Source organism: Arthrobacter pascens (assembly GCF_030816475.1).
Taxonomy (GTDB): Bacteria; Actinomycetota; Actinomycetes; order Actinomycetales; family Micrococcaceae; genus Arthrobacter; species Arthrobacter pascens_B.
Genome location: NZ_JAUSXF010000001.1, coordinates 33413 through 55503 on the forward strand (window position 1 = coordinate 33413; position 22091 = coordinate 55503).

At 64.3% G+C, this 22091-nt stretch carries 21 protein-coding genes; 13 read left to right on the forward strand and 8 right to left on the reverse strand.

The annotated features are described in order from the left end of the window. Positions 1–56: 56 nt before the first annotated feature. The 4 genes from QFZ40_RS00135 to QFZ40_RS00150 form a co-directional block, all read right to left on the reverse strand. Entirely contained in the window at positions 57–1049 is a 993-nt protein-coding gene (locus QFZ40_RS00135; RefSeq protein WP_306902129.1) for a carbohydrate ABC transporter permease, read from the reverse strand. Beyond that, positions 1046–2455 carry an N-acetylglucosamine/diacetylchitobiose ABC transporter substrate-binding protein gene (ngcE, locus tag QFZ40_RS00140; RefSeq protein WP_306902130.1) on the reverse strand — a complete coding sequence of 470 codons (1410 nt, stop codon included), beginning with the start codon at positions 2453–2455 and terminating at the stop codon, positions 1046–1048. Before ngcE ends, QFZ40_RS00135 begins: the two co-directional genes overlap by 4 nt. Positions 2456–2531: 76 nt before the next feature. After that, complete coding sequence (locus QFZ40_RS00145; protein ID WP_306902131.1) at positions 2532–3305, reverse strand: SIS domain-containing protein; 774 nt, start codon at positions 3303–3305, stop codon at positions 2532–2534. Between the two features lie 8 nt (positions 3306–3313). Then, positions 3314–4279 carry a MurR/RpiR family transcriptional regulator gene (locus QFZ40_RS00150; RefSeq protein WP_306902132.1) on the reverse strand — a complete coding sequence of 322 codons (966 nt, stop codon included), beginning with the start codon at positions 4277–4279 and terminating at the stop codon, positions 3314–3316. Positions 4280–4358: 79 nt separating this feature from the next. Between QFZ40_RS00150 and QFZ40_RS00155 the strand changes: the two genes are divergently transcribed. The 9 genes from QFZ40_RS00155 (at position 4359) to QFZ40_RS00195 (ending at position 13455) form a co-directional block, all read left to right on the forward strand. After that, positions 4359–5402, forward strand: a complete 1044-nt coding sequence (locus tag QFZ40_RS00155; protein WP_306902133.1) for an N-acetylglucosamine kinase — start codon at positions 4359–4361, stop codon at positions 5400–5402. Positions 5403–5418: 16 nt separating this feature from the next. Further along, positions 5419–6195, forward strand: coding sequence for a glucosamine-6-phosphate deaminase (nagB, locus tag QFZ40_RS00160; RefSeq protein WP_306902134.1), 777 nt, complete (start codon positions 5419–5421; stop codon positions 6193–6195). Beyond that, a complete protein-coding gene (locus QFZ40_RS00165; RefSeq protein ID WP_306902136.1) occupies positions 6192–7442 on the forward strand; it encodes an N-acetylglucosamine-6-phosphate deacetylase in 1251 nt (416 codons plus the stop codon). Before nagB ends, QFZ40_RS00165 begins: the two co-directional genes overlap by 4 nt. Positions 7443–7516: 74 nt before the next feature. Next, complete coding sequence (locus QFZ40_RS00170; RefSeq protein WP_306902138.1) at positions 7517–9427, forward strand: DUF5107 domain-containing protein; 1911 nt, start codon at positions 7517–7519, stop codon at positions 9425–9427. 26 nt (positions 9428–9453) lie between these two features. After that, positions 9454–9753, forward strand: a complete 300-nt coding sequence (locus QFZ40_RS00175; RefSeq protein ID WP_306902139.1) for a SemiSWEET family sugar transporter — start codon at positions 9454–9456, stop codon at positions 9751–9753. Next, a complete protein-coding gene (locus QFZ40_RS00180) occupies positions 9750–10685 on the forward strand; it encodes an SIS domain-containing protein (protein WP_373427367.1) in 936 nt (311 codons plus the stop codon). The genes QFZ40_RS00175 and QFZ40_RS00180 overlap by 4 nt, the downstream gene beginning before the upstream one ends. Before the next feature lie 21 nt (positions 10686–10706). Next, positions 10707–11651, forward strand: a complete 945-nt coding sequence (locus tag QFZ40_RS00185; protein WP_306902140.1) for an ROK family protein — start codon at positions 10707–10709, stop codon at positions 11649–11651. Continuing rightward, positions 11648–12607, forward strand: coding sequence for a 1-phosphofructokinase family hexose kinase (locus QFZ40_RS00190; protein WP_306902142.1), 960 nt, complete (start codon positions 11648–11650; stop codon positions 12605–12607). Before QFZ40_RS00185 ends, QFZ40_RS00190 begins: the two co-directional genes overlap by 4 nt. After that, complete coding sequence (locus QFZ40_RS00195; RefSeq protein ID WP_306902144.1) at positions 12607–13455, forward strand: class II fructose-bisphosphate aldolase; 849 nt, start codon at positions 12607–12609, stop codon at positions 13453–13455. The genes QFZ40_RS00190 and QFZ40_RS00195 overlap by 1 nt, the downstream gene beginning before the upstream one ends. Before the next feature lie 51 nt (positions 13456–13506). Here QFZ40_RS00195 and QFZ40_RS00200 read toward each other — a convergent pair whose 3' ends face one another. After that, entirely contained in the window at positions 13507–14544 is a 1038-nt protein-coding gene (locus QFZ40_RS00200) for a LacI family DNA-binding transcriptional regulator (RefSeq protein ID WP_306902146.1), read from the reverse strand. Between the two features lie 174 nt (positions 14545–14718). Here QFZ40_RS00200 and QFZ40_RS00205 point away from each other — a divergent pair, with 174 nt between their 5' ends. Genes QFZ40_RS00205 through rhaS form a run of 4 tightly spaced genes read left to right on the forward strand, consistent with a single transcriptional unit; the run spans position 14719 to position 19453 of the window. Then, entirely contained in the window at positions 14719–16284 is a 1566-nt protein-coding gene (locus tag QFZ40_RS00205; protein ID WP_306902148.1) for a sugar ABC transporter ATP-binding protein, read from the forward strand. Next, positions 16281–17303, forward strand: coding sequence for an ABC transporter permease (locus tag QFZ40_RS00210; protein ID WP_306902150.1), 1023 nt, complete (start codon positions 16281–16283; stop codon positions 17301–17303). Before QFZ40_RS00205 ends, QFZ40_RS00210 begins: the two co-directional genes overlap by 4 nt. Continuing rightward, positions 17293–18306 (forward strand): ABC transporter permease, encoded by a 1014-nt coding sequence (locus QFZ40_RS00215; protein ID WP_306902152.1) that lies wholly within the window; start codon positions 17293–17295, stop codon positions 18304–18306. The genes QFZ40_RS00210 and QFZ40_RS00215 overlap by 11 nt, the downstream gene beginning before the upstream one ends. Before the next feature lie 52 nt (positions 18307–18358). After that, positions 18359–19453 (forward strand): rhamnose ABC transporter substrate-binding protein, encoded by a 1095-nt coding sequence (rhaS, locus tag QFZ40_RS00220; RefSeq protein WP_306902153.1) that lies wholly within the window; start codon positions 18359–18361, stop codon positions 19451–19453. Between the two features lie 110 nt (positions 19454–19563). On the opposite strand, the gene QFZ40_RS00225 is transcribed toward rhaS, so the two are convergent. The 3 genes from QFZ40_RS00225 to QFZ40_RS00235 form a co-directional block, all read right to left on the reverse strand. Next, complete coding sequence (locus QFZ40_RS00225; protein ID WP_306902154.1) at positions 19564–20490, reverse strand: AEC family transporter; 927 nt, start codon at positions 20488–20490, stop codon at positions 19564–19566. A 52-nt stretch (positions 20491–20542) separates the two neighbouring features. After that, positions 20543–20968, reverse strand: a complete 426-nt coding sequence (gene panD, locus QFZ40_RS00230) for an aspartate 1-decarboxylase (RefSeq protein ID WP_306902156.1) — start codon at positions 20966–20968, stop codon at positions 20543–20545. Between the two features lie 158 nt (positions 20969–21126). Beyond that, entirely contained in the window at positions 21127–22044 is a 918-nt protein-coding gene (locus QFZ40_RS00235) for a LysR family transcriptional regulator (RefSeq protein ID WP_306902158.1), read from the reverse strand. Positions 22045–22091: the final 47 nt, after the last annotated feature.

Below are 22091 nucleotides of genomic sequence, written 5' to 3' on the forward strand. Positions count from 1 at the left end.
CTGGACAACCGTTGCCTGCGCTGTTGCCCGCTGTCCCGCGGTTCTGATCGAGGTCATCACTGGGTGTCCTTGCTTCCGCCGGTGAGTTTATTGACGAGGAAGACCAGCGCGGCAAACGCCAGGGTGATGACGGCCAGGACAACTCCCATGGCACACGCAAGGCCGAACTGGCCCTTGTTGAATGCGGTGGAGAAAAGCTGCTGGGACATGACCAGTGTTGAGTTGTTGGGACCGCCGCCCGGGTTCAGCGCCACCATGTAGACGAAGGCGTCCAGCGCCAGGATCCCCATGTAGATATAAGCCGTCTGGATGTTGTCCCGGATCAGGGGGATCGTGATGCTGGTGGCAGTGCGGAATCTACCGGCGCCGTCGATCCGGGCCGCTTCGAACAGTTCTGCCGGGATGCCCTTGATCGCGGCGACAAAGAGCACCATGTAGAAGCCGACGAAGCCCCAGACGATGACAAACATCGAGGCTGCCATGGCTGTGCCTTCGTTGCCCAACCAGGCGAACGAGTCGAATTGTCCGAGCCCGGCAGTGGTCAGGATGCCGTTGAGCAGCCCGTTGCTGGGATCGTAGATCTGGCCCCACATGATGCCGATGATGATCGCGGGGATCACGTAGGGGAAGAAGGACACCACCCGGTAGAAACTGGAGTTCCGCAGACCCTTGACCTGTCCGCGGCTGCTGCCGCCCACCGTGACGAGCGACGCGAGGATGAGGCTCAGGACAATCGTCAGGGCCGGCAATGCCAGGGCGAGGAGGATGTTGTTCCCCATTGCCTTCATGAAGATGTCGTCCGTGAACAGCCTTCGGTAATTGTCCAGTCCGGTGAAGTTCATGTTCCGGGTGAATCCGGACCAGTCGGTCATGGAGTAGTAGAAGGCCTGCACGAACGGGGACACCACGAAGATCAGGTAGACGGCCAGCGGGAGTCCCAGGAAGACCGCGATGAAACTGACCCTGTCAAAGCTTAATTTCGATCGGCGCCGGGCCCCTTCGGCAGGCGCTGTGTCTGCCGAAGGGACACCGGTTCCCAAAAGGCTCATTTCACTTCGACCTTACTGACCGAGCTGTCGTTGCGGACCTTGTCCGTGATCTTCTGCATTTCCGAGGTCAGGGTAGCGACGTCGGACTTGCCGTCCAGGAACGTGTTCCAGACCACGAGCAGGTCCTTGTTCATGCCGTAGACGTCCACGAAGCCCCAGGTGAAGATATCGTCCCCGGCGGCATCGAGCATCTTGGTCTGCGACACCAGGGCCGTCGACCCGAAGCCGTCCGCCGGAATGGTGCCCTTGACGATCGTCGAGGCCAGCTGCTTCTGGGCGAAATTGGTGGCAGCGTCCTTGGACAGCATGACGCGCAGCATTTCCTTGCCGCCGGCAACGTTCTTCGCCTGGGAGGGAACAATGAACGCCTCGGCAGCGGCGCTGTGCAGGGCGGTGTAAGGGAACTTTGATCCGCTGCTAACCGTCGGGACCGGCGCTCCGGTGAGTTTGAAGTCAGGCAGCGTCTGGTCCTTCATTTCATTTTCGATCCAGGAACCGGAGGGGTAGAGAATGGCGGCCTCGTCGTGGATCCATTGGGCCTGCGCCGCGGTGAACGCGGTGCCCGATCCGCCTGGCTTCACGTAACCGGCCTTGACGATCTTTTCCATGGCCGTGAGGACGCTTTGCACCGCCGGATGCGACCAGCAGTTCTCCTTGAGGTTGTCCAGGGCGAGGCGGACGTCGTCGCCCCCTTCCTTGATCGCGGAGGCGATGGCCAGTTCAAGGTAGTAGGTCGCCGCTTCTTTGCCCCAGCAGAAGAGGTACTTGCCCTGGCCTTTTGCCTTCTCCCCGAGGGCGAGCATTTCATCCCACGTCTTCGGCACTGTCCAGCCGTTCTTTTCGAAGAGGGACGCCGAGTACCACATGGCGAAGACGGTCAGGACGTAGTTGATTGCGCCGAGCTTGTCCCCGAAGGTCCCCGGAGCGAGGACGCCGGGGTAGAGGGTGTCCTTGATGACCTTGCCCTCGAGGTTCTTCGCGTTCACGACTGAGTTGAGGTCTTCGAGCTGCGAAAGGATGGTGTTGATACCGATCAGGTTGGCGCCGGAGTTGTCGATAAGGTCCGGCGGGTTGCCGCCGACGAATCGCGGTTGCAGTTCCTGGGCGATATTCGTTGACGCGGCGACCTTGGCCGTTGTTCCCGGGTGGGTCTTTTGGACCAGTTCCCCGGCGTAGGTGGCGTAGTCAATGCCATAGCCGCCCTTGAAGATCACGGCGTCAATTGTGGAATTATCGGCCATGCCAAAGGGGTTCGTGTCCGACACCGCTCCACTTGGTCCGGATGTTGTGCCGCCACCTCCCCCGGCGCAGGAGGCCAATGAGCCTCCCATGGGTACCAGGACCGCGGCGGCGAGGACGCCGCCGAGGAAGCGCCGGCGTTCCAAGGGCTTATTTTGGTTGTTCATGTTGATCTGCTGCCTTTCTTGTTACCGTTGCCCGCACCGCGGTATACGGATGGATTCTCTTGTTGTCGGTTCCGGCTCAGGCGTCGCGCCGGATCCGGTCCTTATAGAGGTCTTCGAGGGCTTGGTTGTGGTCATCGCCGCCGGGGATGTTGGCTGAGATGTAGACAGGAGGCTTCCTGCCTTCTTCGGCAATCCGGTTCGCGGTGCCGATAGTGAGCAGCTGGGCAATGAAAGCGGCGGTGATGGATGAGACCGCGCCGACGTTTATGCCGTCCGGCATTTCAAGCACGGCGTCACCAAACGGTGCAGTGTTGTCGATGACGACGTCGGCGACGTCGCACAGGCGCTTGCCGCTGGGATGTTTCGGTTCGACCTTCAGTGTGTGCGCCATGCTGGTGACGGCGATCACCTTGTGTCCTTTCGCCTTTGCCAGGAGGGCGAGGCCCACGATGGAGCCGTTTACCCCCGAATTTGAGGCAATAACGAACACGTCCTCGGGCCCGACCGGGGAAAGGGCGAACAGTTCGTTGACCACTGACGGGTCGCGCTCGAGCGAAGATCCGGTGAGGACCCCGACGTCGTACGTCCCGCGCAGGACCACATCACGCAGGGCGATCCTGTTGGTGGGGATCAGGCCGCCCGCACGGCCGGCGATCTCCATGGCGAAGGCTTCGGAATGCCCGGTGCCGAAGGCCTGGATGACACCTCCCTTGTCGAGGGCTGAGGTGAGAAGCTCGATGGCATCATCAAGGCTTCCTGACGCTGCCTGGCCGGAAAGCTCCTCCAGGCGTGAGGTGACTTCCCGGGTGTAGGCCTGGACCAGGTCGGAAGTGCGGACTGAAACAGACAAGGGGGCTCCTAGCTTTGGTCGTGGGGGCCGGACAATGCCGGTTCCGGCGTTCGGTTCCTGGCCGGTCCCCGATGCGGCCGGCGATGTGCGGCCACGGCTTGCGCGGACGCGGCGAGATTGGCTGTGGACCGTTGGAAATCGTGCTGGGCGACCAGCAGGTACAGCAGGTCCAGGACCAGCAACTGGACGTGTTTGGCCGACAGATCGTCAGGCTGCAGGAAATGTTCGTGGACGGATGTGATGATCCGGAGGTCAGCGGCCTCTGCAAGCGGGGATGACGGGTTGTTGCTCAAAGCCACGGTCAGGGCCCCCGAAAGCCGGGCCTGGCGGAGCATCTGGATGGTTTCCTCGGTGCGTCCGGTGTTGGATATGCCGATCGCGACGCAATTCTCGTCCTGGATGGCCGCACTCGTCAGGCCGACGTGCACTTCTGACCAGTGATGGCTGTTGATGCCGATCCGGTACAGGCGTGCGTGCATTTCCTCGGCCAGCATGGCGCTTCCGCCGACTCCGTAGATATCCACATGGCTGCTGGTCGCGATCTTTTCGGCAATCCGTTTCAGTAACTCCAGATCCATCATGGCCGCGGTCTCCTGCAGCGAGCGCGTGTGGGCGTTCATGAGCGTGCTGAGGACTTCGGCCGGCGAGTCATCGGGGCCAAAAGCGCGCCCGATATCGATCTTCCATGAATCACGGGCCGAGACCCGCCCGACCTCGGTGGCGATACTGACCCGGAACGGGGCGTAGCCCTGGTAGCCGATCTGGCGGCAAAAGCGGGTGATCGTGGCCGGCGAGGTCCCAGTCTGCTTCGCCAGGTCCCCGATCGAGGCGTCGAGCGGTGCGTGCGGGTGCTCCAGCAGGAACTCGGCAATCTTCACCATGGCGCCTGACATTTCCGGCAGGCGGGTGCGGATGCGGTTCACGACGCCCACAGCCCGGCCCGCGGACGATGGTGCTGGAGGGGTGGGCGTCACGATAATCCTTTTCTTGTTCGCCGACGTTTTACAAAAAGTATTCTCATCCTCTAACCTGTGTGTCAAGTCACAATTAAGCATGGGTGAGCGGGTAAGGGTGCAGAGGATTCTGGCGATAGACGCGGGCGGCACGTCTACCCGGGCAGCAGTCGTGGATGCGTCCGGACTGTGCCTCGGGTATGGAATCGCGGGCGGCGGAAACCCTGTGTCCGACGGGTACGACCAGGCCGTTACCGCCGTCGCCGACGCCGCGGAAAAGGCTGTCGCCGAGTCGCGCGCGGCGCGCCACACGATTTCCCCAACCCTGGTCGCGATGGCCGGCGCCGGTCCCCGCATGCAGCAGACTCCCATTGCCGAGAGGCTCGTGGCGCTAGGTCTTGACGGGGACGTGGACATCGAGGCGGACCTTCTGGCCATGTTCCATTCGGGCACGCACCAGTCGTCCGGATCCGTCCTCGTGGCGGGTACAGGCTCGGTCGCGGCGCGAATCACAGCGGGCCGCCTCGACCTGGTATCCGACGGAGCCGGCTGGCTCCTGGGTGACACCGGCTCCGGCTACTGGATTGGCCACCGGGTGGCACGTGCCGTTGTCGCGTCCCTCGATGGCCGCGGGCCCGGGACCGCCCTCACCGCTTTGCTGCTCAGTGAACTGCACCTGGAGGAGACGCCGGAGCGGATGCACGGGCGTCCCCGCGCCATGCTTGACCTGATAGACGCTCTCTACAAGCTCCGACCGGTCGGGCTCTCGCGCTTCGCGCCGCTCGCTTTCAAGGCGTGCGGGCAGGACCCGGTGGCCTCGCAGATCGTGACGGACGCAGCCTCAGCCCTGGCCGGCACCCTCAACGCCGTGCGCGACCACCGGCTGCAAGGGCCCGTGGTGATCGGCGGAAGTGTTGCACGCGCAGCGCTGGCAGCCCCTCCGGCCGTTGCCGCCCCGCTCCGCGCAGCCTTGGGAAGTGAGGAGGTCATCCAGGTGGAAGACGGCCTCATCGGCGCGGCAGTGCTTGGCCTGAGGCGGGCCGGAATACAAGTGGACCAGGAGGTATTCCGGCGGCTGCAACAGACCGTAGGCCCTCTCCGGGAAGCGGCTGGCCCTGGAACGAAGACACAGCCGACAACATGAAAGAGGAACGGTCCCGTTGGAAATAGTGATTGTCAAAGACCGTGCCATGGTCGGCCGGCACGCAGCCGGCCTCATCGAACAAACGGTGAAGAGCAGACCGGCCGCGGTTCTGGGCCTTGCTACCGGGTCATCACCCCTACCGGTCTATGAGGCGCTCGAAGGCAAGAACCTGGACTGGACGGACGTGTCCGGTTTCGCGCTCGATGAATATGTGGACATCCCTGCCCGGCACCCCCAGAGCTACGCGTCCGTCATCCGACGCGAAGTCGTGGACCGTCTTGGACTCGACGGACGCCGGGTCCATGTTCCGGACGGGCGCGCCAGCGATCTCGATGCGGCGGCGCGGCAGTTCGACGGGGCGATCCGGGAAACAGGGGGAGTGGACCTGCAGCTTCTTGGAATCGGAACCAACGGCCATGTGGGATTCAATGAGCCCGGCTCCTCGTTCGCCTCCCGCACCAGGGTTGCGGCCCTGACGGCAAACACGCGTGAGGCCAACTCCCGCTTCTTTGACTCCGTGCACCAAGTGCCCACACACTGCATCACCCAGGGGCTGGGCACCATCCTGGAAGCTCGACGGCTGGTCCTCGTAGCCGACGGGACGCACAAGGCCGAAGCCGTGGCACGGGCCGTGGAAGGACCTGTCACCAGCATGTGCCCGGCGTCCGCGATCCAGCTGCACCCCTGGGCGACCGTGGTGATCGACGAGGCAGCGGCAGCCAAGCTGACAATGCAGGACTACTACCGCCAGCCGGCCAGTCCTGTCCGGACCGAAACCGGTGCTCTGCGATGACGGCGCCCCGGACACTGATCGCTGGCCGGATCCTGACCGGCAGCATGGGGCTGGACCAGGGCCTGCTGGTGATCGACGGAGGCCGCATCACCTACGCCGGCCCGGAAAACGAATACGCCCGGCAGATGCCGGCTGACATCCACCGCCTGGCTCCGGACACCATGGTGCTGCCCGGGCTGGTCGACCTGCACTGCCACGGCGGCTTCGGAACGGACTTCCCTTCCGCCGGGCAGGAAGCGGCGAGGAACGCCATCGGCTGCCTCCACCGCAGCGGCACCACCACCCTGCTCGCAAGCCTCGTCACGGCGTCCAGGGAGGACCTGCTGCGCGCCGTCTCATCGTTCAGCGCACTGGCGGCCGAGGGCTTGATCGCCGGCATCCATCTCGAGGGTCCGTTCCTCTCCCGGGACAGGTGCGGAGCCCAGAACCCGGAATGGATCCGCGACCCGGATCTTGACCTGGCGGATGAGCTCATTTCGGCCGCGCGCGGCACGGTAAGGACCATGACCTACGCACCCGAGCTGCCCCGCGCCGCCGAGCTGGTCGATCTGCTGATATCGCGCGGAGTGGTCCCGTCCATTGGACATACCGACGCCGACGCCGTCACCACGCGCCATTTCCTGCTCCGCGCCCACCGGCAGATGTCCAACGCCGACGCCGGCGCCGACAGCAGCGCCGGCACCGGCGCCGGAGGGGTGAGGACCGGGACTGTCACCCACCTCTTTAACGGGATGCCTCCCATCCATCACCGCTCGCCGGGACCCGTGCCCGCCTGCCTCCAGGCGGCAGCGGCCGGAAAAGCCGTCATCGAACTCATCGCCGATGATACCCACCTCGATCCCGGGATCGTCTCCGCGGTCTTCGACCTCGTCGGCGCCGGGAACATTGCCCTGGTCACGGATTCGATGGCCGCCGCGGGCCTGGCGGACGGCACCTACGCACTCGGGCCGTCAACAGTCCAGGTCCACGACGGTGTGGCCCGGCTGAGCACTAATGGCGCCATTGCCGGTGGCACTGCCACCATGCTCGACGTCCTGCAACGAACTGTCGCAGCTGGCGTGGCGGCGCAGGACGCCGTGCGCGCTGCATCCGCCACGCCAGCCCGCATCCTCGGGCTCTCCGGCGAAGTAGGTGAGCTGCGGCCAGGACTCCGTGCAGACCTGATCACAGTCACCACCGGTTTCCAGCTCCAGGCCGTCATGCGGTCCGGAGCGTGGCTCGAGCCGCTTCATCCCCGGACACCCTGATACCGGACCTTCTGGATCCACGCGCAAGCTGCTTCGAAGAAAGCGAGCACAGGATGAATGAAAACTCCCGGACCATGACAACCGTGAGCATCGGGCAACGGACCATCATGATGTCCGATCAAGGACCGCTGAATCCACTCCCGATGCTCGGTGCTCCGCCGGAGAGCCCCTACAAGATCACCGGTGAGCTCCCCCGGGAGATTCTCGAAGGCTCCGCCTACGGATATCCCCGCAACCTTTACCCCTACCAGTTGCAGGACGGTTACGGCCGGACCAGGTCAGCACGCAGCCTCCAGACTGTAGTGCTCGAGAACGGGAGGCTCCGGGCAGTGTTCCTCCCCGGGCTCGGCGGCAGGCTGTGGGAATTAACTGATAAAGGTACCGGCAAGAACCTGCTCTACACCCCGACCAGCATCCAGTTCGCCAACCTGGCTTTACGTAACGCGTGGTTTGCCGGCGGAATCGAATGGAATATCGGCACCCGCGGACATTCGCCCACCACCTGCAGTCCGCTGCACGCAAGCATCCTCACCAACGCCCAAGGCCAGGATGTGCTGCGGATGTGGGAGTTCGAAAGGCTTCGCGAGGTCGTTTTCCAGATCGACGCGTGGCTGCCGCCCGACTCGCCAGTACTGTATGTAGCCATCCGGGTGAGAAACCCGAACGATACGGAAGTGCCAATGTACTGGTGGACGAACGCTGCAGTTCCGGAAAATCCCGCCAGCCGCGTGATAGCACCCGCCGGTTCGGCCTTCGCCACCAGTTACACCGGCGACGTGTCCCGGGTGGACCCCACGAACGACGGCGGCGCTGACTGCACGTGGCCGGTGAACAACGCCCGTGCCCGCGACTTCTTCTTTGACATCTCCACGGAAAAGCAGCCATGGATCCTGCAGGCGGACGGTGACGGCGACGGCCTGGCGATGCTGTCCAGCCAAGCCCTGCGGGGACGCAAGCTCTTTGTCTGGGGCCAGGGGCGGGGCGGGCGGCGCTGGCAGGAATGGCTTAGCCCGGAGGGGGGAGCGTACGCCGAAATTCAGGCGGGACTGGCCCAGACCCAGTTCCAGCATCTCGTCATGCCCGGAGGGGCCGAATGGACCTGGGTGGAAGCCTACGGAAACGCCCGGGTTGACCCGCGCATCGCGCATGCCGCCGACTGGTCCGCAGCTGTGGACCATTGCGGCCGCCGGGTGCAGGCATTGCAGGATGGCGGCTCCGTGGAGGCCGCACACCAAGCGGCATCCGGCTGGGCCGACCACGAACCCCAGCGAAGGGTCGGGACGGGAAGCGGCTGGGGCGCCGTCGAATCCATCCGGCGGCGCCGGGGCCGGATCCCCTGGCCGGAACAATCAGGAACGCCGTTCGAAACGGAGACGATTTCCGAGGACGAGCGTCCGTGGCTTGACCTTCTGGAAGGAAAGGGGTTCGGCGGAGCGGACACTTTCGTGAACGGGACAGACTGGGAAGTGCTGCTGGAGCAGTGCCCGCACGATGCTCCGGCCCTGCTGCACCGTGCCTTCATCAAGCATGCGCGCGGCGAGCTTGATGACGCCCGCGTCCTTTATCTCGCATCGCTTGAACTGGCGGAAACTGCCCAGGCACACCGTGGCGTCGCGCTGGCAGACCTCAGCCAGGGACGGACTGGCGAGGGCCTGGCGCAGTACGCCACCGCCTGTTCCCTGGAACCGGAGAGCAGCGCGCTGCTGGCCGAAGGACTCACCGCTTTCCTGGGGGCAGACGACGCACAGGGCGCCCTTGGCCTGCTCAGGCAGACCGGCCACCCGGCCACCCGGCAAGGGCGCATCGGCTTCCTTGAAGCAGCCGCCCTGGCGGGGGTCGGCAAGACTGAAGAGGCTGCTGCCCTGCTGAAGGCCGGACTGGAGGTGGCAGACCTGCGCGAGGGAGAGAACCCGATCCTGGATTTATGGCAGCAGGTCTGTCCCAATGAAGAGGTCCCTGCCCGCTACCAGTTCAGCATGGCCTGACGGTTCACGGTAATGGCCGGATTCCCATGATCACCCTTCTTGGCCTGCTCGCCGGGCTGCTGACTACAGGCTGCTGGTTTCCCCAGCTCCTGCGTTCCTGGCGCACGCGCTCAACCGGTGACATCTCCTGGACGTACCTCGCTGCCCTGACCGCCGGCGTCGGCCTCTGGCTCCTGTACGGATGCCTGACTGCTGACCTGGCCATCATCTGCTCCAATGCGGTCACGCTGGGAGCCCTAATCACCCTCGCAGTCTTCAAGGCCGTGTTCGACCGCGACGCCGGCCGGCTGGTCCCGCAAAAAACAGAAGGAGCGGATCCCACATGACACAGTCATCCCCCAACCAGCAGCCCGTCCCCGGCGGGTACATGTCCGGTGCACACATGGAGTCCGAATTATCCTCCCAGCCGGACGTCTGGCAGCGTGCTGTCCGGCAGGCTGAAGCGGAAGCAGGGCCGCTGCTGCCGGCCACCGGGCAAAAGGTCGCCGTGATCGGATGCGGCACCTCCTGGTTCATGGCACAGTCCTACGCCGTGCTCCGCGAGGGCTCTGGCCAGGGCATCACCGATGCCTTCGCGGCGTCGGAAGCATTCGTGGACCGCGGCTACGACGCCGTCGTGGCGATCACCCGGTCCGGCACCACCACCGAAGTGCTTCAGGCACTGGACAAACTGAGGGGGAAGGTCCGCACCACAGCCATTATCGGGGATACGACGGCGGCGGCGTCAGGCTTTGCTGACAAGGTGGTTGAGCTGCCCTACGCCGATGAACAGTCCGTCGTGCAGACCCGGTTCGCGACCACTGCGCTCGCCTACCTGCGGGCTTCCCTGGGCCTATGGAACAGCGGCGCGCTCGAGGACGCCAGGGCAGCCATCGTCGAGGACGTTCCCCAAGCACTTATCGATGCCGAACAATTCAGCTTCCTGGGCCGGGGGTGGACTATCGGACTGGCCCACGAGGCCGCGTTGAAAATGCGTGAAGCCTCGCAGTCCTGGACCGAGTCATACCCTGCCATGGAGTACAGGCACGGCCCCATTTCGATCGCAGCCCCGAACAGGGTGACATGGCTTTTCGGAGAAGAGCCTCCCGGCCTGGGCGACGACGTGTCCCGAACGGGCGCGCTTTACGTCCACCGCGGCACCGACCCCCTGGCCGAGCTCGTGCGTGCCCAGAAAGTTGCCCTGGAGCGAGCCCGCGCCCGCGGACTGGATCCCGACCGGCCGCGGAACCTCAGCCGCTCCGTCATCCTGGATTCCTGAGCAATGCCGATGGACACGGCGGTGACGGACACGGCTTCACCGGGCCCTGGCCCTGTGCTCGCCTTTGACGTTGGCGGAACCGATATCAAGTCCGGGATCGTTCTTGCCGGCGGCAGGATCGTGGGCCTGAGAAGGAGCCCCACCCCGCGCGACGCCTCGGATCCAGGCGGGGCGGTGCTCGCGGTGCTCGCCCGCCTGGCGGCCGGCTACCGGGCCTCCTACCCGCAGCTGCCCTTCGACGCCGTCGGCTTCGTGGTCCCGGGGCTGGTCGACGAGGATGCAGGGATCGGAATCCTCTCCTCCAACCTCGGCTGGCGGGACTATCCTTTTGCCGCCCGGGCGCGGGCGCTGCTGAATGCGCCGGTTGCCTTCGGCCATGACGTCGGCGCGGCAGGTGAGGCGGAATTCCGCAGCGGAGCCGCCCGGGACAGCGAGGACGCCATCGTCATGGTCAACGGCACGGGGATCGCCGCGGCCATATTCTGTGACGGCCGGCGCATCAAGGGCGGAGGGTACGCCGGCGAGCTCGGCCACGCGCGCGTCCCCGATCCGGACGATCCCCGGCGAACAGTGTTGCTCGAATCCGTGGGCTCCGCCGGCTCGATCGCCGCCCGCTACAGCAGCGCCGCCGGGCGCGCAGTTACCGGCTCCCGCGAAGTGCTGGACCTGGCCAGCTCCGGCGACAAGGCGGCCCAGCGCGTTTGGGCCCAGGCGATCGACGCGCTGGCGTTCAGCATCGCCCAGTGCGTCTGTATCCTCGGTACCGAAACCGTGGTCATCGGCGGCGGAATTTCCGGGGCCGGCGAATCGCTCCTGGCTCCGCTGCGCCAGGCAGTTGACGACCGGTTGACCTTGCCAATGCGTCCCCGAATCGTCCCGACGCTCCTGGGAGAAAACGCCGGGCTGCTCGGTGCCGCCTTGAAGGCCCGTCAACTGCTGGACCAGGACCCGGGCGGCCTGCCATGAACCACGCCCCTGCTCCGCGGACAGGCCGGATCATCACAGTGACCCCCAACCCTGCACTCGATGTCACTTACCACGTGGACGGCATCCGGTGGGGTGAAACGCATCGGGTTCCGGCGGGTACGGAACGGGCTGGCGGGAAGGGCCTCAACGTTGCCCGGGTTGCCCACCAGCAAGGCTATCCGGTGCTAGCCATCGCACCCGTCGGCTGCCCCAACGGGCATCAGTTCGCAAGGGAACTGGCCTCTTCCGGAGTACCCCACCGGCTGGTCCCCGTCTCTGCCGGGACCAGGCGCACCATCACTATCGTGGACACCCGAAGCGGCCAAACGAGTATTTTCAACGAATTCGGAGCTGCCCTGGCTGACACCGAATGGGACGCGCTCGAAGCCGGAATAGAACGGGAAATTCCCGGCGCCGGAGTGCTGGTGGCCTCCGGGAGCCTGCCTGCCGAAGCTGACCCGGAGTTCTTTGCGGCGCTTGTCCGGCTGGCTCACTCCCGGGGGATTCCTGCCGTGATAGACACCTCCGGTCCCGGCATCCGGGAGGCCGCGGGGGCAGGGGCGGACCTTTTGAAGCCGAACAGGGAGGAACTCCGGGATGCGACAGGCATCGAGGACCCGGTTGCTGCTTCGCGGGAGCTCCTGCGCCTCGGCGCGCAGCGGATCCTGGTGAGTGCCGGCGAGGACGGGATGCTCGCCTTCGATGCCGGAGCGCCCGCCGTTTTCTGGTCCGCCCGCCTCCCACGCCCGCTGCAGGGCAACCCGACAGGGGCAGGAGATGCCGCGGTCGCCGCGGCCGCGGCCAGGTTCGCCTCCGGAGAATGGAGCATCCGCTCGATGCTTCCGAGTGCCACGGCGTGGTCTGCCGCTGCGGTGCTGATGCCGCTGGCCGGCCAGGTCTCGCCTCGCTACCGGGAGCTCGAACAAGAAGTCATCATCACGGAAAGGGCAGTCTGATGCCGCTGATCCCCACGCGCAAACTGATGGAGGCCGCGGCCGGGCGAGGCGCCGGTCTCGGCGCTTTCAATGTCGTCCACCTTGAGACGGCGGAGGCCCTGGTCGCCGGTGCAGAACAGGCCGGACTTCCCGTCATCCTGCAAATCTCGGAAAACTGTGCCAAGTATCATGGCGGCCTGGAACCCATCGCACTCGGCACCATGGCCATCGCCCGGCAGGCCCGGGTCCCCGTCGCCCTGCACTTTGACCATGCGGAAGATGAGGAACTCGCCCTTGCCGCCGTCGACCTCGGGTTCGGATCCGTGATGTACGACGGCGCCCGGCACGACTACTCCCGCAATGTTGCGGCGACCGCCCGGGTGGGCCGGTATGCCCATGCCCGCGGCGTCTACGTGGAGGCTGAACTCGGCAGCGTCGGCGGCAAGGGGGGCGCCCACACGCCCGGCGTCCGCACGGACCCGGAGGAGGCGGCGACCTTCGTGAAGGAAACCGGCGTCGATGCCCTGGCCGTCGCCGTCGGCTCCACCCATGCCATGACGGAACGGAACGCCTCCCTTGACCTTGGGCTCATTGCCCGGTTGCACCACGCGCTGGACGTCCCGCTCGTCCTGCACGGATCCTCGGGAGTGCCCGATGATCTCCTCGTCGCCGCGATCGCCGCGGGAATGACGAAAATCAACGTGTCTACCCACCTCAGCGGATTCTTCACCCGCGCGGTCCGGGCTTACCTGCAGGACCACCCGGCCGACGTCGACTCCCGCAGATACGTCTCCGCCGGCCGGGAAGCGCTGGTCCCCGAGGCGGCGCGACTCCTGGCGCTTTTCCAGTCGGTTGGGCGCAAAGAATAGAAGCAGCTCGCAGCGAGACCGACCACCACACCTTGCCCTGGGGCGGGGCCGTTATTGCATCAGTTTCCATGTTTTGGCCGTCATCCCATGGCTGCTCTCCCGAACTACGAGCTGTGGAGTAAACACGATCTGTTGGTGCTCATGATGCTCGGGGTTCTCAATTTCTTCGAAGAGCAACTCCGCCGCCCGCTCGCCGATGAGGCGCCGTGGTTGCTGGACGGATGACAGCGGAATGCTCGATTGAGAGGCGAAATCAATATCGTCAAAGCCGATGATGGCCACGTCTTCCGGTACCCGGATTCCATTGGCCGTGAAGGACTGCAGAAGGCCGAGTGCGAGCTGGTCGTTTGCCGCGAAGACGGCATCCGGTCGCCGCGACTCCCGAAGATCACCAATCAGACCCCCCAGCTGGCGTCCCCGGTCAAACTTCAGATTCGGAGTTTCAAATTCCTGCAGCTGGATCCCGGCGTCCTGGGCCGCTTCAAGAGCCCCGGCGTAGCGGTCTGAGACCTGCTTGAGGCTGAACGGGCCGCCCACGAATGCCGGCCGCTCGGCCCCGCCTGCAATGAGGTGTTCCATGGCTGCCCGACCACCGGCAAGGTCGTCAACGGAGACTGAGCAAAATTTCTCAGAGTCTGCCAGCCTGTCCACGAGAACGGACGGTATGCCCCGGGAATGCAGGGCTTCCAGCCGCGGGAGAACATTCCCCAAGGGCGTGATGAGGATGCCCTGGACGCGCTGTTCCTCGAACAAATCCAGATAAGTCTGCTCACGCCGCTCATCCTCGCTGCTGTTCGCCAGAATGAATGAGTGCTTATGCGTCTCGGCAACGTCCTCAGCGCCAAATGCAACATCAGTGAAGAACGGATTCCGCACATCCAGGACGAGCATGCCCAGGCTGCGACTGGACCCCGAGCGAAGCGACCTTGCCGACTCGTTCCGGACGAAACCCAGCTGGCTGATTGCGGCCTGTACTCGTTCTCTATTTTCGGACGTGACCTGCTCGGGCCTGTTCAGTACGTTGGACACAGTGCCCACCGAGACCCTCGCCAGCGCCGCGACGTCTTTGATGCTGGGCCCCACCGACATTACAACCCCCTGAATCGAATCATCACCAATTTCATCATGTTACCTCCTTCACACAAGGGCCTATTCGGAGCCCCGACCACCGAGATTCTGCTGATCTTGACATGCTGCAGAAGCATGCCCTAACGTGTGAGGAGATTCACAGATGAATCGATTCATTCCAAAGGAGCAACCGCTATGGACGACACCTTCGACGTCGGCCTCCGGAGCAGCCCGAAGGCTGCCGACCCCAGGGTTCCCGTGCTTGAGCTGCAGGATATCCATAAGTCTTTCGGTGCGGTTAAGGCGTTACAAGGAGCGAACCTGAGCCTCCACCGGGGCCAGGTCACCGCTCTTGTAGGTGAGAACGGTGCCGGCAAGTCGACGATGGTCAAAACCCTCGCCGGCCTGCACCAGCCGGACCGCGGCCACGTCCTGCTGGATGGCGAAATGGTGTCCTTCCGCGACCCGCTTCATTCCCGCGAGGCCGGAATCGCAGTCATCTACCAGGAACCCACCATGTTTCCCGACCTCACGGTGGCCGAGAACATCTTTATGGGCCGTCAGCCACTCCGGTCCCTGCGGCGCATTGACCGGAAGAGCATGCGCCGGCAGGCCCTTGAACTCTTCCGTCAGCTCGGCGTGAGAATCGACCCGGACCGCGCTGCCCAGGGCCTGTCCATCGCCGATCAGCAGGTCGTCGAGATCGCGAAGGCCATCAGCCTCAACGCCAGGGTGCTGATCATGGATGAGCCGACAGCCGCCCTCAGCGGAGTGGAAGTTGAACGGCTTTTTGCAGTTACACGCACTCTGCAGGACCGAGGGGCCGCCGTTCTGTTCATTTCCCACCGTTTCGAGGAGGTCTTCGCACTGGCGGACTGGATCACGGTCATGCGTGACGGAGCCCATGTGGAAACATCGCGCGCAACTGACGTGACAGTCGACAACGTCATTCGGCAGATGGTTGGACGCGATGTGGCGTCACTTTTCCCCAAGCAGGAAGCCGCAATCGGCGAGGTGGCCCTGGAGGTCAAGGGCCTCAGCCGGAAAGGCGTGTTCTCGGATATTTCCTTCAACGTCAGGTCTGGTGAAATCGTCGGGCTGAGCGGCCTCGTCGGGGCCGGACGTTCCGAGGTTGCCCGGGCCATCTTCGGCATCGACAGGTACGATTCGGGCGAGATCCTTGTACGCAATAAGCCGCTGAAGCCGCTGTCCCCACGGGAATCCATGGCAGCTGGCCTGGGGTTCGTGCCGGAAGACCGGCGGAAGCAAGGCCTGGTCATGGAACTGAACGTCAGCCGTAACCTGACGCTCACCCTGCGCAAGAAGCTCAGCCGCTTCGGCCTCCTGACCAACAAGGCCGAGGCAGAGTCGACCACGGAGTGGGCCAGGAAACTCCAGATCAAGGCAGGAGCCCCCACGTCCCCCATCTCCACATTGTCCGGCGGCAACCAGCAGAAGGTTGTCCTGGGTAAATGGCTGGCAACGGGGCCAAAGGTCCTCATCATCGACGAGCCAACCAGGGGCATCGACGTCGGCACCAAGTCCGAAGTGCACAGACTCATCTCCGAACTCGCCGGAAAAGGATTAGCAGTCCTGATGATCTCCTCCGAACTGCCCGAAATCCTGGGCATGTCCGACCGGGTGCTGGTTATGCACGAAGGCCAGGTCACTGCCGAGCTAAGCCGCCGTGAAGCCACGGAGGAAACGGTGATGACGGCAGCCACGGGAGCCGATTCATCCACAAAGGAGACACCAGCGTGACAACATTAGCCCTCCAACGCCAGCCCTCGTTGGCATGGCTGGGAACGCTGACCCGCTCTCGGGAGTTCAGCGTCTTCCTCGCCCTGGCAATCCTCGTGGCCGCAACGGTGGCCGTCAACCCACGGTTCATCGGTGCGCAAAGTACCAAGGACCTGCTCCTTAACTCCTCGATCCTGGTTATCCTGGGCGTCGGCCAGGCCATCGTCATCGTGACCAAGAACGTCGATCTTTCGGTCGGTTCGGTTCTGGGCTTGACTGCCTTCGCGACAGGCAAGATCTTCATCGCGATGCCGGACCTGCCGGTCATCGCCATGCTGGCCATCGGCGTCGGCATCGGTACCCTGCTGGGGGCCGTGAATGGTGCACTCATCGCGGTGGCCAAAGTACCCTCCCTGGTCGTCACGCTGGGAACCCTGTACATCTTCCGTGGAGTGGACTTCGCCTGGGCGCAGGGCCAGCAGATCAGTCCTTCCAACCTGCCGGAGACTTTCCTGGCCCTCGGCAGCGGAGCGCTAATGGGTCTTCCCTATCTGGCCCTTATCGCCCTGGCCGTTGTCATCGCCTTCGGCCTCTACCTTCGGAACTTCCGCTCAGGGCGCGAGTTCTACGCCGTCGGATCTGATGTGCTGGCCGCACGCCTGTACGGAATCGGGGTAGGCCGGAAGATCTTCACGGCCTTCGCGATCTCCGGCGCCCTGGCCGGACTGGCCGGAGTCATCTACGCAGCCAAGTACGGCAACCTCGATGCCACAGCCGGCCAGGGCCTGGAACTGAACGTCGTAGCAGCCGCCGTCGTCGGAGGCGTAGCCATCGCTGGCGGCGTCGGCACCGTCTACGGAGCCGCCATCGGCGCCATCCTCCTGACGACCATCACCTCGGCCCTGCCAGTGTTGGGAGTCTCACCGTTCTGGCAGCGGGCCATGATCGGCGCGCTGATCCTGGCGTCAATTGCCCTCGACCGATACCTAGCTCTGCGCACCGAGCGCCGCCTGAGAGGACACGACAAACATGCTGGTTGATACAGCCCGGCCGACGGTCGAACGCGAAGCAGTGCCTCGCTTTGGCTTCCTCCGGAACTGGGACACAGCGATCATCGTCGCTGTAGTCATCAGCATTCTGGTGGCATCGACGGCGGTGACAGGTTTCGCTTCGCCCCGGAACGCGGGATTCCTCCTCATAGACATGATCCCCATCCTCCTGCTCGCCCTACCGATGACCCTGATCATCCTCACCGGAGAAATCGATCTTTCGGTGGCAAGCATTGCCGGGTTCATCAGCTGTACGTTCGGAGCGCTGTGGAATGCCGGCCTGCCGCTTGAGGCCATCATTCCCGTCTGCATCCTCCTGGGAGCCATTTCAGGGGCAGTCAACGGAATCCTGGTCTCAGTCGTCGGGCTGCCATCGCTCGCCGTGACCATCGGAACCCTCGCCCTCTACCGTGGACTAGCCTTTGTTGTCCTCGGTGATCAGGCGGTAACAAGCTTTCCCCGCGCCATCACCACTGCCCTGCAGGCGAAGATCGGTTCCACGGGGATCCCTGTCTGGATCATCCCCGTGGTCATCCTCGCGATTGTCTTCGGGATAGTCCTGCACTTCACCGGATTCGGCCGGTCCCTCTTCGCCATTGGATACAGCGAAGAAGCGGCCCGCTTTGCCGGCATCACAGTCGCCCGGACAAAATTCTGGCTATTCATCGTCTCAGGAGCAGTGGCCGCATTGGTCGGCATCTGGTGGACACTGCGCTACGGCAGCGCGCGGGGGGACAACGCAACCGGGCTGGAGCTTTCCGTCATAGCGGCAGTCCTGCTCGGCGGAGTATCCATCTTCGGGGGCAAGGGCAACCTGCCCGGTGTCATCGCCGGGGTGGTGCTCCTGGCCATCCTTCGGAATGCTCTCCAGCTCGCCAGCGTCCCGGAAGACACGTTGTCCATGCTGACCGGCGGCCTCCTGATCGCTGCCGTCGTAGCACCCAATGCCATCACCTGGAGCCGTTCGCTCTCCCGAAAACCGCCATCCCCGTAAGTCCCTCCGTTTCATCCACAGCAACAACGAAGTTCAGTTGAAAGGCAACATCATGAAATTCAGCCCCAAGTCGGGAGCCCGCAGGGCCGCTCCGGTCTTCATCGCACTCCTTACGGGAGCCTCATTGGCGCTCACAGCCTGCGGCGGGACGACTGTCAACTCAGGATCCGGCGGCGGTGGCGGGAGCAGCGCGTCTGCTTCGGCGAACCCGGACGCCCCGCTGAAAGAAGGTCTCAAGGTTGCCTTCCTTCCCAAGCAGCTGAACAACTCGTACTTCACGGTCACTGACCGTGGCGGCAAGAACGCCGTCGGAGAGTACAAGGGAACGTTCTCTGAGGTCGGCCCGTCCGAGGCAAGTGCCTCAAGCCAGGTCAGCTACATCAACACCCTCACCCAGCAGGCAGTGGACGTTATTGCGACCTCGGCCAACGATCCGAAGGCCATCTGCTCAGCCCTGGACGAAGCGCGCAAGGGAGGTGCGAAGGTCGTCACGTTTGACTCTGACACTGACCCGGAATGCCGCGATCTCTACATCAACCAGGCGACGGCGGAGGGGATTGCCTCAACCCAGGTCAAGCTCATCGCCGAAGCGATCGGAGCCGAAGGCGGCGATATCGCTGTCCTGTCTGCCACGGCGAACGCCACCAACCAGAATGCATGGATCGAGCTGATGAAGAAAGAACTTCAGAAGCCCGAATACTCCAAGCTGAAGCTGGTCGCCACTGTGTACGGCGATGACAATGCCCAGAAATCCCAGCAGGAAGTCCAGGCGCTGCTGCAGCAGCACCCGACGCTGAAGGGCATCATCTCGCCCACAACAGTGGGTGTCGCCGCTGCCGCGCAGTACCTGTCCGGCTCCGAATACAAGGGCAAGGTCCAGCTGACCGGACTCGGCTTCCCGAGCCAGCTCAAGGAGTTCGTCAAGAACGGCACCATGAAGGGGTTTGCCCTGTGGGACGTCGAAAAGCTTGGCTACCTTGCCGCCTATGCCGGTGCAGCTCTCGCCTCCGGCCAGATCACCGGTGCTGAAGGCGAAAAGTTCAAGGCCGGCACATTAGGTGAATTCAAAGTGGGAGCCGGTGGCACAGTATTGCTTGGAGACCCCACCGTCTTTACCGCCCAGAATGTTGATAAGTTCAACTTCTAGTTGATCCGCCGGTCCGGTGCTGATGCTGAGTCATCACCGGACCGGCTCATGAACAGCTTCAACGCCAACCGGGAGTTTCCTCAAGGTGGTGCCCCATAGCGGGCCGCCGGTCACGTCAGCAGCAGGGCAACACCGATCATGGCCGGCACGGCAACGACGGTGGTGATCAGCACGGTGTCCTTGGCCACCGTCAGGCCGGTCTGGTAGCGGCTGGCGGCAACAAACACATTCTGCGCCGTGGGAAGCCCTGACGTGACCACCACCGCGAACAGTGCATGGCCGTCCAGGCCCAGCGCAAAACGTGCAAAGGTGTAGGCGGCTGCGGGCTGGATCACCAGCTTGAAACCGCTGGCCAACAGGGCATCCAGGCGCCGGCCCGCTGCCGCCTGCAGCGGCCTGGTCCCGTTCAGGCTCATCCCGAAAGCGATCAGCATCGCCGGAATTGCCGCCCCGCCAATGAGATGGATGGGCTCCATGACCAGCGCAGGCACGGTCCAGCCGGTTCCCGCCACCACCAGGCCCAGCGCACTGCCCACAATCATGGGATTCCTCAGGATCATCAGCACAAAACGGAGCGGGGTGGTCCGGTGCGAGCTGGTGCTGGAGTCCAGGATCATGAGGAACATCGGCGTAAAGAAGGCCAGCTGGAAAATCAGCAGCGGCGCCACATAGCTGGCGTCGCCCAGGACATAGACCGCGATGGGGATGCCCAGGTTGGCCGAGTTGGCCAGGGAGGCCGCCATGGAGGACATCAGCGCATCCGGCAGGGCCCGCTTCAGCCAGAATTTCGCAATGGAAAAGAAGACGATCGCGCTGCTGATCGCCGCCACCGCCGTCACCAGCAGCGGCTCGGCAAAGATCTCCTGGAGCCGGGCCTTGCTGAGGGTCTCGAACAGGAGCGCCGGGCTGGCAACAAAGAATGTGAGGGAGCTGAGGACCTGCCGGGCGTTCTCACCCAGGACTTTGCTCCTGCCCACAAACCAGCCCACCAGGATGATGCACCACACCACAAAAAAGCCGGCGAGCACGCCTAACAAGGACCTGCTCCTCTAGTGCAGCGGCAGCGGGGGCCCGGACTCACGCTCCGGACTACAGGGAGGCGTTATTCAGCGCGAAAGGGGGGCGCATCAGTCCAGGGGTGAGGCCTTCGGCGGGATCGCTGCCCAGCTGGACGATCCGGTTGTTCTGGTCCACATGGACCACCCGCGGCTGGTAGGCCCGGGCCTCCTCGGTGGTCATCTGGGCATAGGTGATGAGGATAACGACGTCGTTCTCATGGACCAGGTGGGCCGCCGGCCCGTTAATGCCGATGACACCGGATCCGCGCTCGCCTGCGATGGTGTAGGTTTCCAGGCGCGCGCCGTTGGTCACGTCCACGATGGCCACGAGCTCGCCGGGAAGGATGTCGGCAGCGTCCAGCAGGTCCAGGTCAACGGTGACCGAACCTACATAGTGCAGGTCAGCGTGGGTGACGGTGGCCCGGTGGATCTTGGACTTGAATATTGTGCGATTCATAACGACCCCAGTCTAGCGGCGGGGTCCGGATCGCGCAGTGACGCAGGAAACACTGACGCAGGAACATTGACGACCTGCCCTTCGGGACTCCCGGCCCCTCCGGCCCGCCTTCCGGACCCTCCTGGCCGTGCCTGCCTGAACAGGCGGACGCTCGGTTCCTACCCGCCGTCCTCCGCGTTTGCCACCGATTCGGCCGTGATAGCCAGAGTCTCCCGGGCCGCCAGGATGGCTGGCCGTTGTGCGCTGGAGCGGCGTACCGACGTGAAAATCGTGCGGTGCGGATCGCCCGGCAACTGCAGCAGCTGGGCGGAGGTGCCGCGCCCGGTCCAGACCAGGTCAGGCATCAGCGCGACGGCGTTCCCGGACTCGATCAGCCGGATCTGGGCCTGCAGGTCGGCAGTTTCAAAGCGCACGTCCGGTTCGAAGCCAGCGCTGCGGCACGCCTGCTCTGCCCAGTGCCGGGAAGCGGCGCCGCGCGGCTCCATGACCCAGGCCAGTTCAGCAGTGTCCTCCAGCGATGTGATGGGCTGCTGGCCGGCCGCCTCCGGGGGAACAGCCAGCCTGATGGCATCGGTGGTCAGCCTGATGCGGTCAAGCTCGGGGTACCGCGGTGCGGCGTGGCCGGGATACTGCTCAGCAATCACCAGGTCGAAGTCCCGGGCCCAGGTTTCATGCAGCGCCGTTTCCGGCTCCCGCTGGGTCATCTCGATCCGCACCTCGGGATAGACCGTCGCCATCCGAGAGAGCGTGTCAGGCATGAGGGCCAGGGCCGCTGACTGGAAAACGGCAATCCGGACCGTGCCAGTGACGGTGGTCAGCGACGCCGCGAGATCAGCCTCCGCCTGCTCCATCGTCTCCAGGAGCTGGGCCGTGTGCGCCACCAGGACTTCCGCCTGGGGAGTCAGCTGAACCCTTCGCCCGGTCTTCCGGAGCAGTTCCACGCCTACCTCTTTTTCCAGCAACGCCAGCTGCTGGGACACCGACGACGGGCTGTACTGGAGTGCCTCAGCCACTTCCGCAAGCGTGCCCCGGATCTTCAATTCACGGAGCAGCCTCAGCCGGCGGACATCGAGCATGGGCTCATTCCTTGTTGATTCTAATGAATAATGGTTAGAAGTAGTCA

Excerpts from the sequence above, each read along its gene's own strand:
- QFZ40_RS00135 (WP_306902129.1), bottom strand. The coding sequence starts at position 1,049 with ATGAGCCTTTTGGGAACCGGTGTCCCTTCGGCAGACACAGCGCCTGCC.
- ngcE (WP_306902130.1), bottom strand. The coding sequence starts at position 2,455 with ATGAACAACCAAAATAAGCCCTTGGAACGCCGGCGCTTCCTCGGCGGC.
- QFZ40_RS00155 (WP_306902133.1), top strand. The coding sequence starts at position 4,359 with ATGGGTGAGCGGGTAAGGGTGCAGAGGATTCTGGCGATAGACGCGGGC.
- QFZ40_RS00165 (WP_306902136.1), top strand. The coding sequence starts at position 6,192 with ATGACGGCGCCCCGGACACTGATCGCTGGCCGGATCCTGACCGGCAGC.
- QFZ40_RS00170 (WP_306902138.1), top strand. The coding sequence starts at position 7,517 with ATGACAACCGTGAGCATCGGGCAACGGACCATCATGATGTCCGATCAA.
- QFZ40_RS00175 (WP_306902139.1), top strand. The coding sequence starts at position 9,454 with ATGATCACCCTTCTTGGCCTGCTCGCCGGGCTGCTGACTACAGGCTGC.
- QFZ40_RS00180 (WP_373427367.1), top strand. The coding sequence starts at position 9,750 with ATGACACAGTCATCCCCCAACCAGCAGCCCGTCCCCGGCGGGTACATG.
- QFZ40_RS00190 (WP_306902142.1), top strand. The coding sequence starts at position 11,648 with ATGAACCACGCCCCTGCTCCGCGGACAGGCCGGATCATCACAGTGACC.
- QFZ40_RS00195 (WP_306902144.1), top strand. The coding sequence starts at position 12,607 with ATGCCGCTGATCCCCACGCGCAAACTGATGGAGGCCGCGGCCGGGCGA.
- QFZ40_RS00200 (WP_306902146.1), bottom strand. The coding sequence starts at position 14,544 with ATGTCGGTGGGGCCCAGCATCAAAGACGTCGCGGCGCTGGCGAGGGTC.
- QFZ40_RS00205 (WP_306902148.1), top strand. The coding sequence starts at position 14,719 with ATGGACGACACCTTCGACGTCGGCCTCCGGAGCAGCCCGAAGGCTGCC.
- QFZ40_RS00215 (WP_306902152.1), top strand. The coding sequence starts at position 17,293 with ATGCTGGTTGATACAGCCCGGCCGACGGTCGAACGCGAAGCAGTGCCT.
- rhaS (WP_306902153.1), top strand. The coding sequence starts at position 18,359 with ATGAAATTCAGCCCCAAGTCGGGAGCCCGCAGGGCCGCTCCGGTCTTC.
- panD (WP_306902156.1), bottom strand. The coding sequence starts at position 20,968 with ATGAATCGCACAATATTCAAGTCCAAGATCCACCGGGCCACCGTCACC.
- QFZ40_RS00235 (WP_306902158.1), bottom strand. The coding sequence starts at position 22,044 with ATGCTCGATGTCCGCCGGCTGAGGCTGCTCCGTGAATTGAAGATCCGG.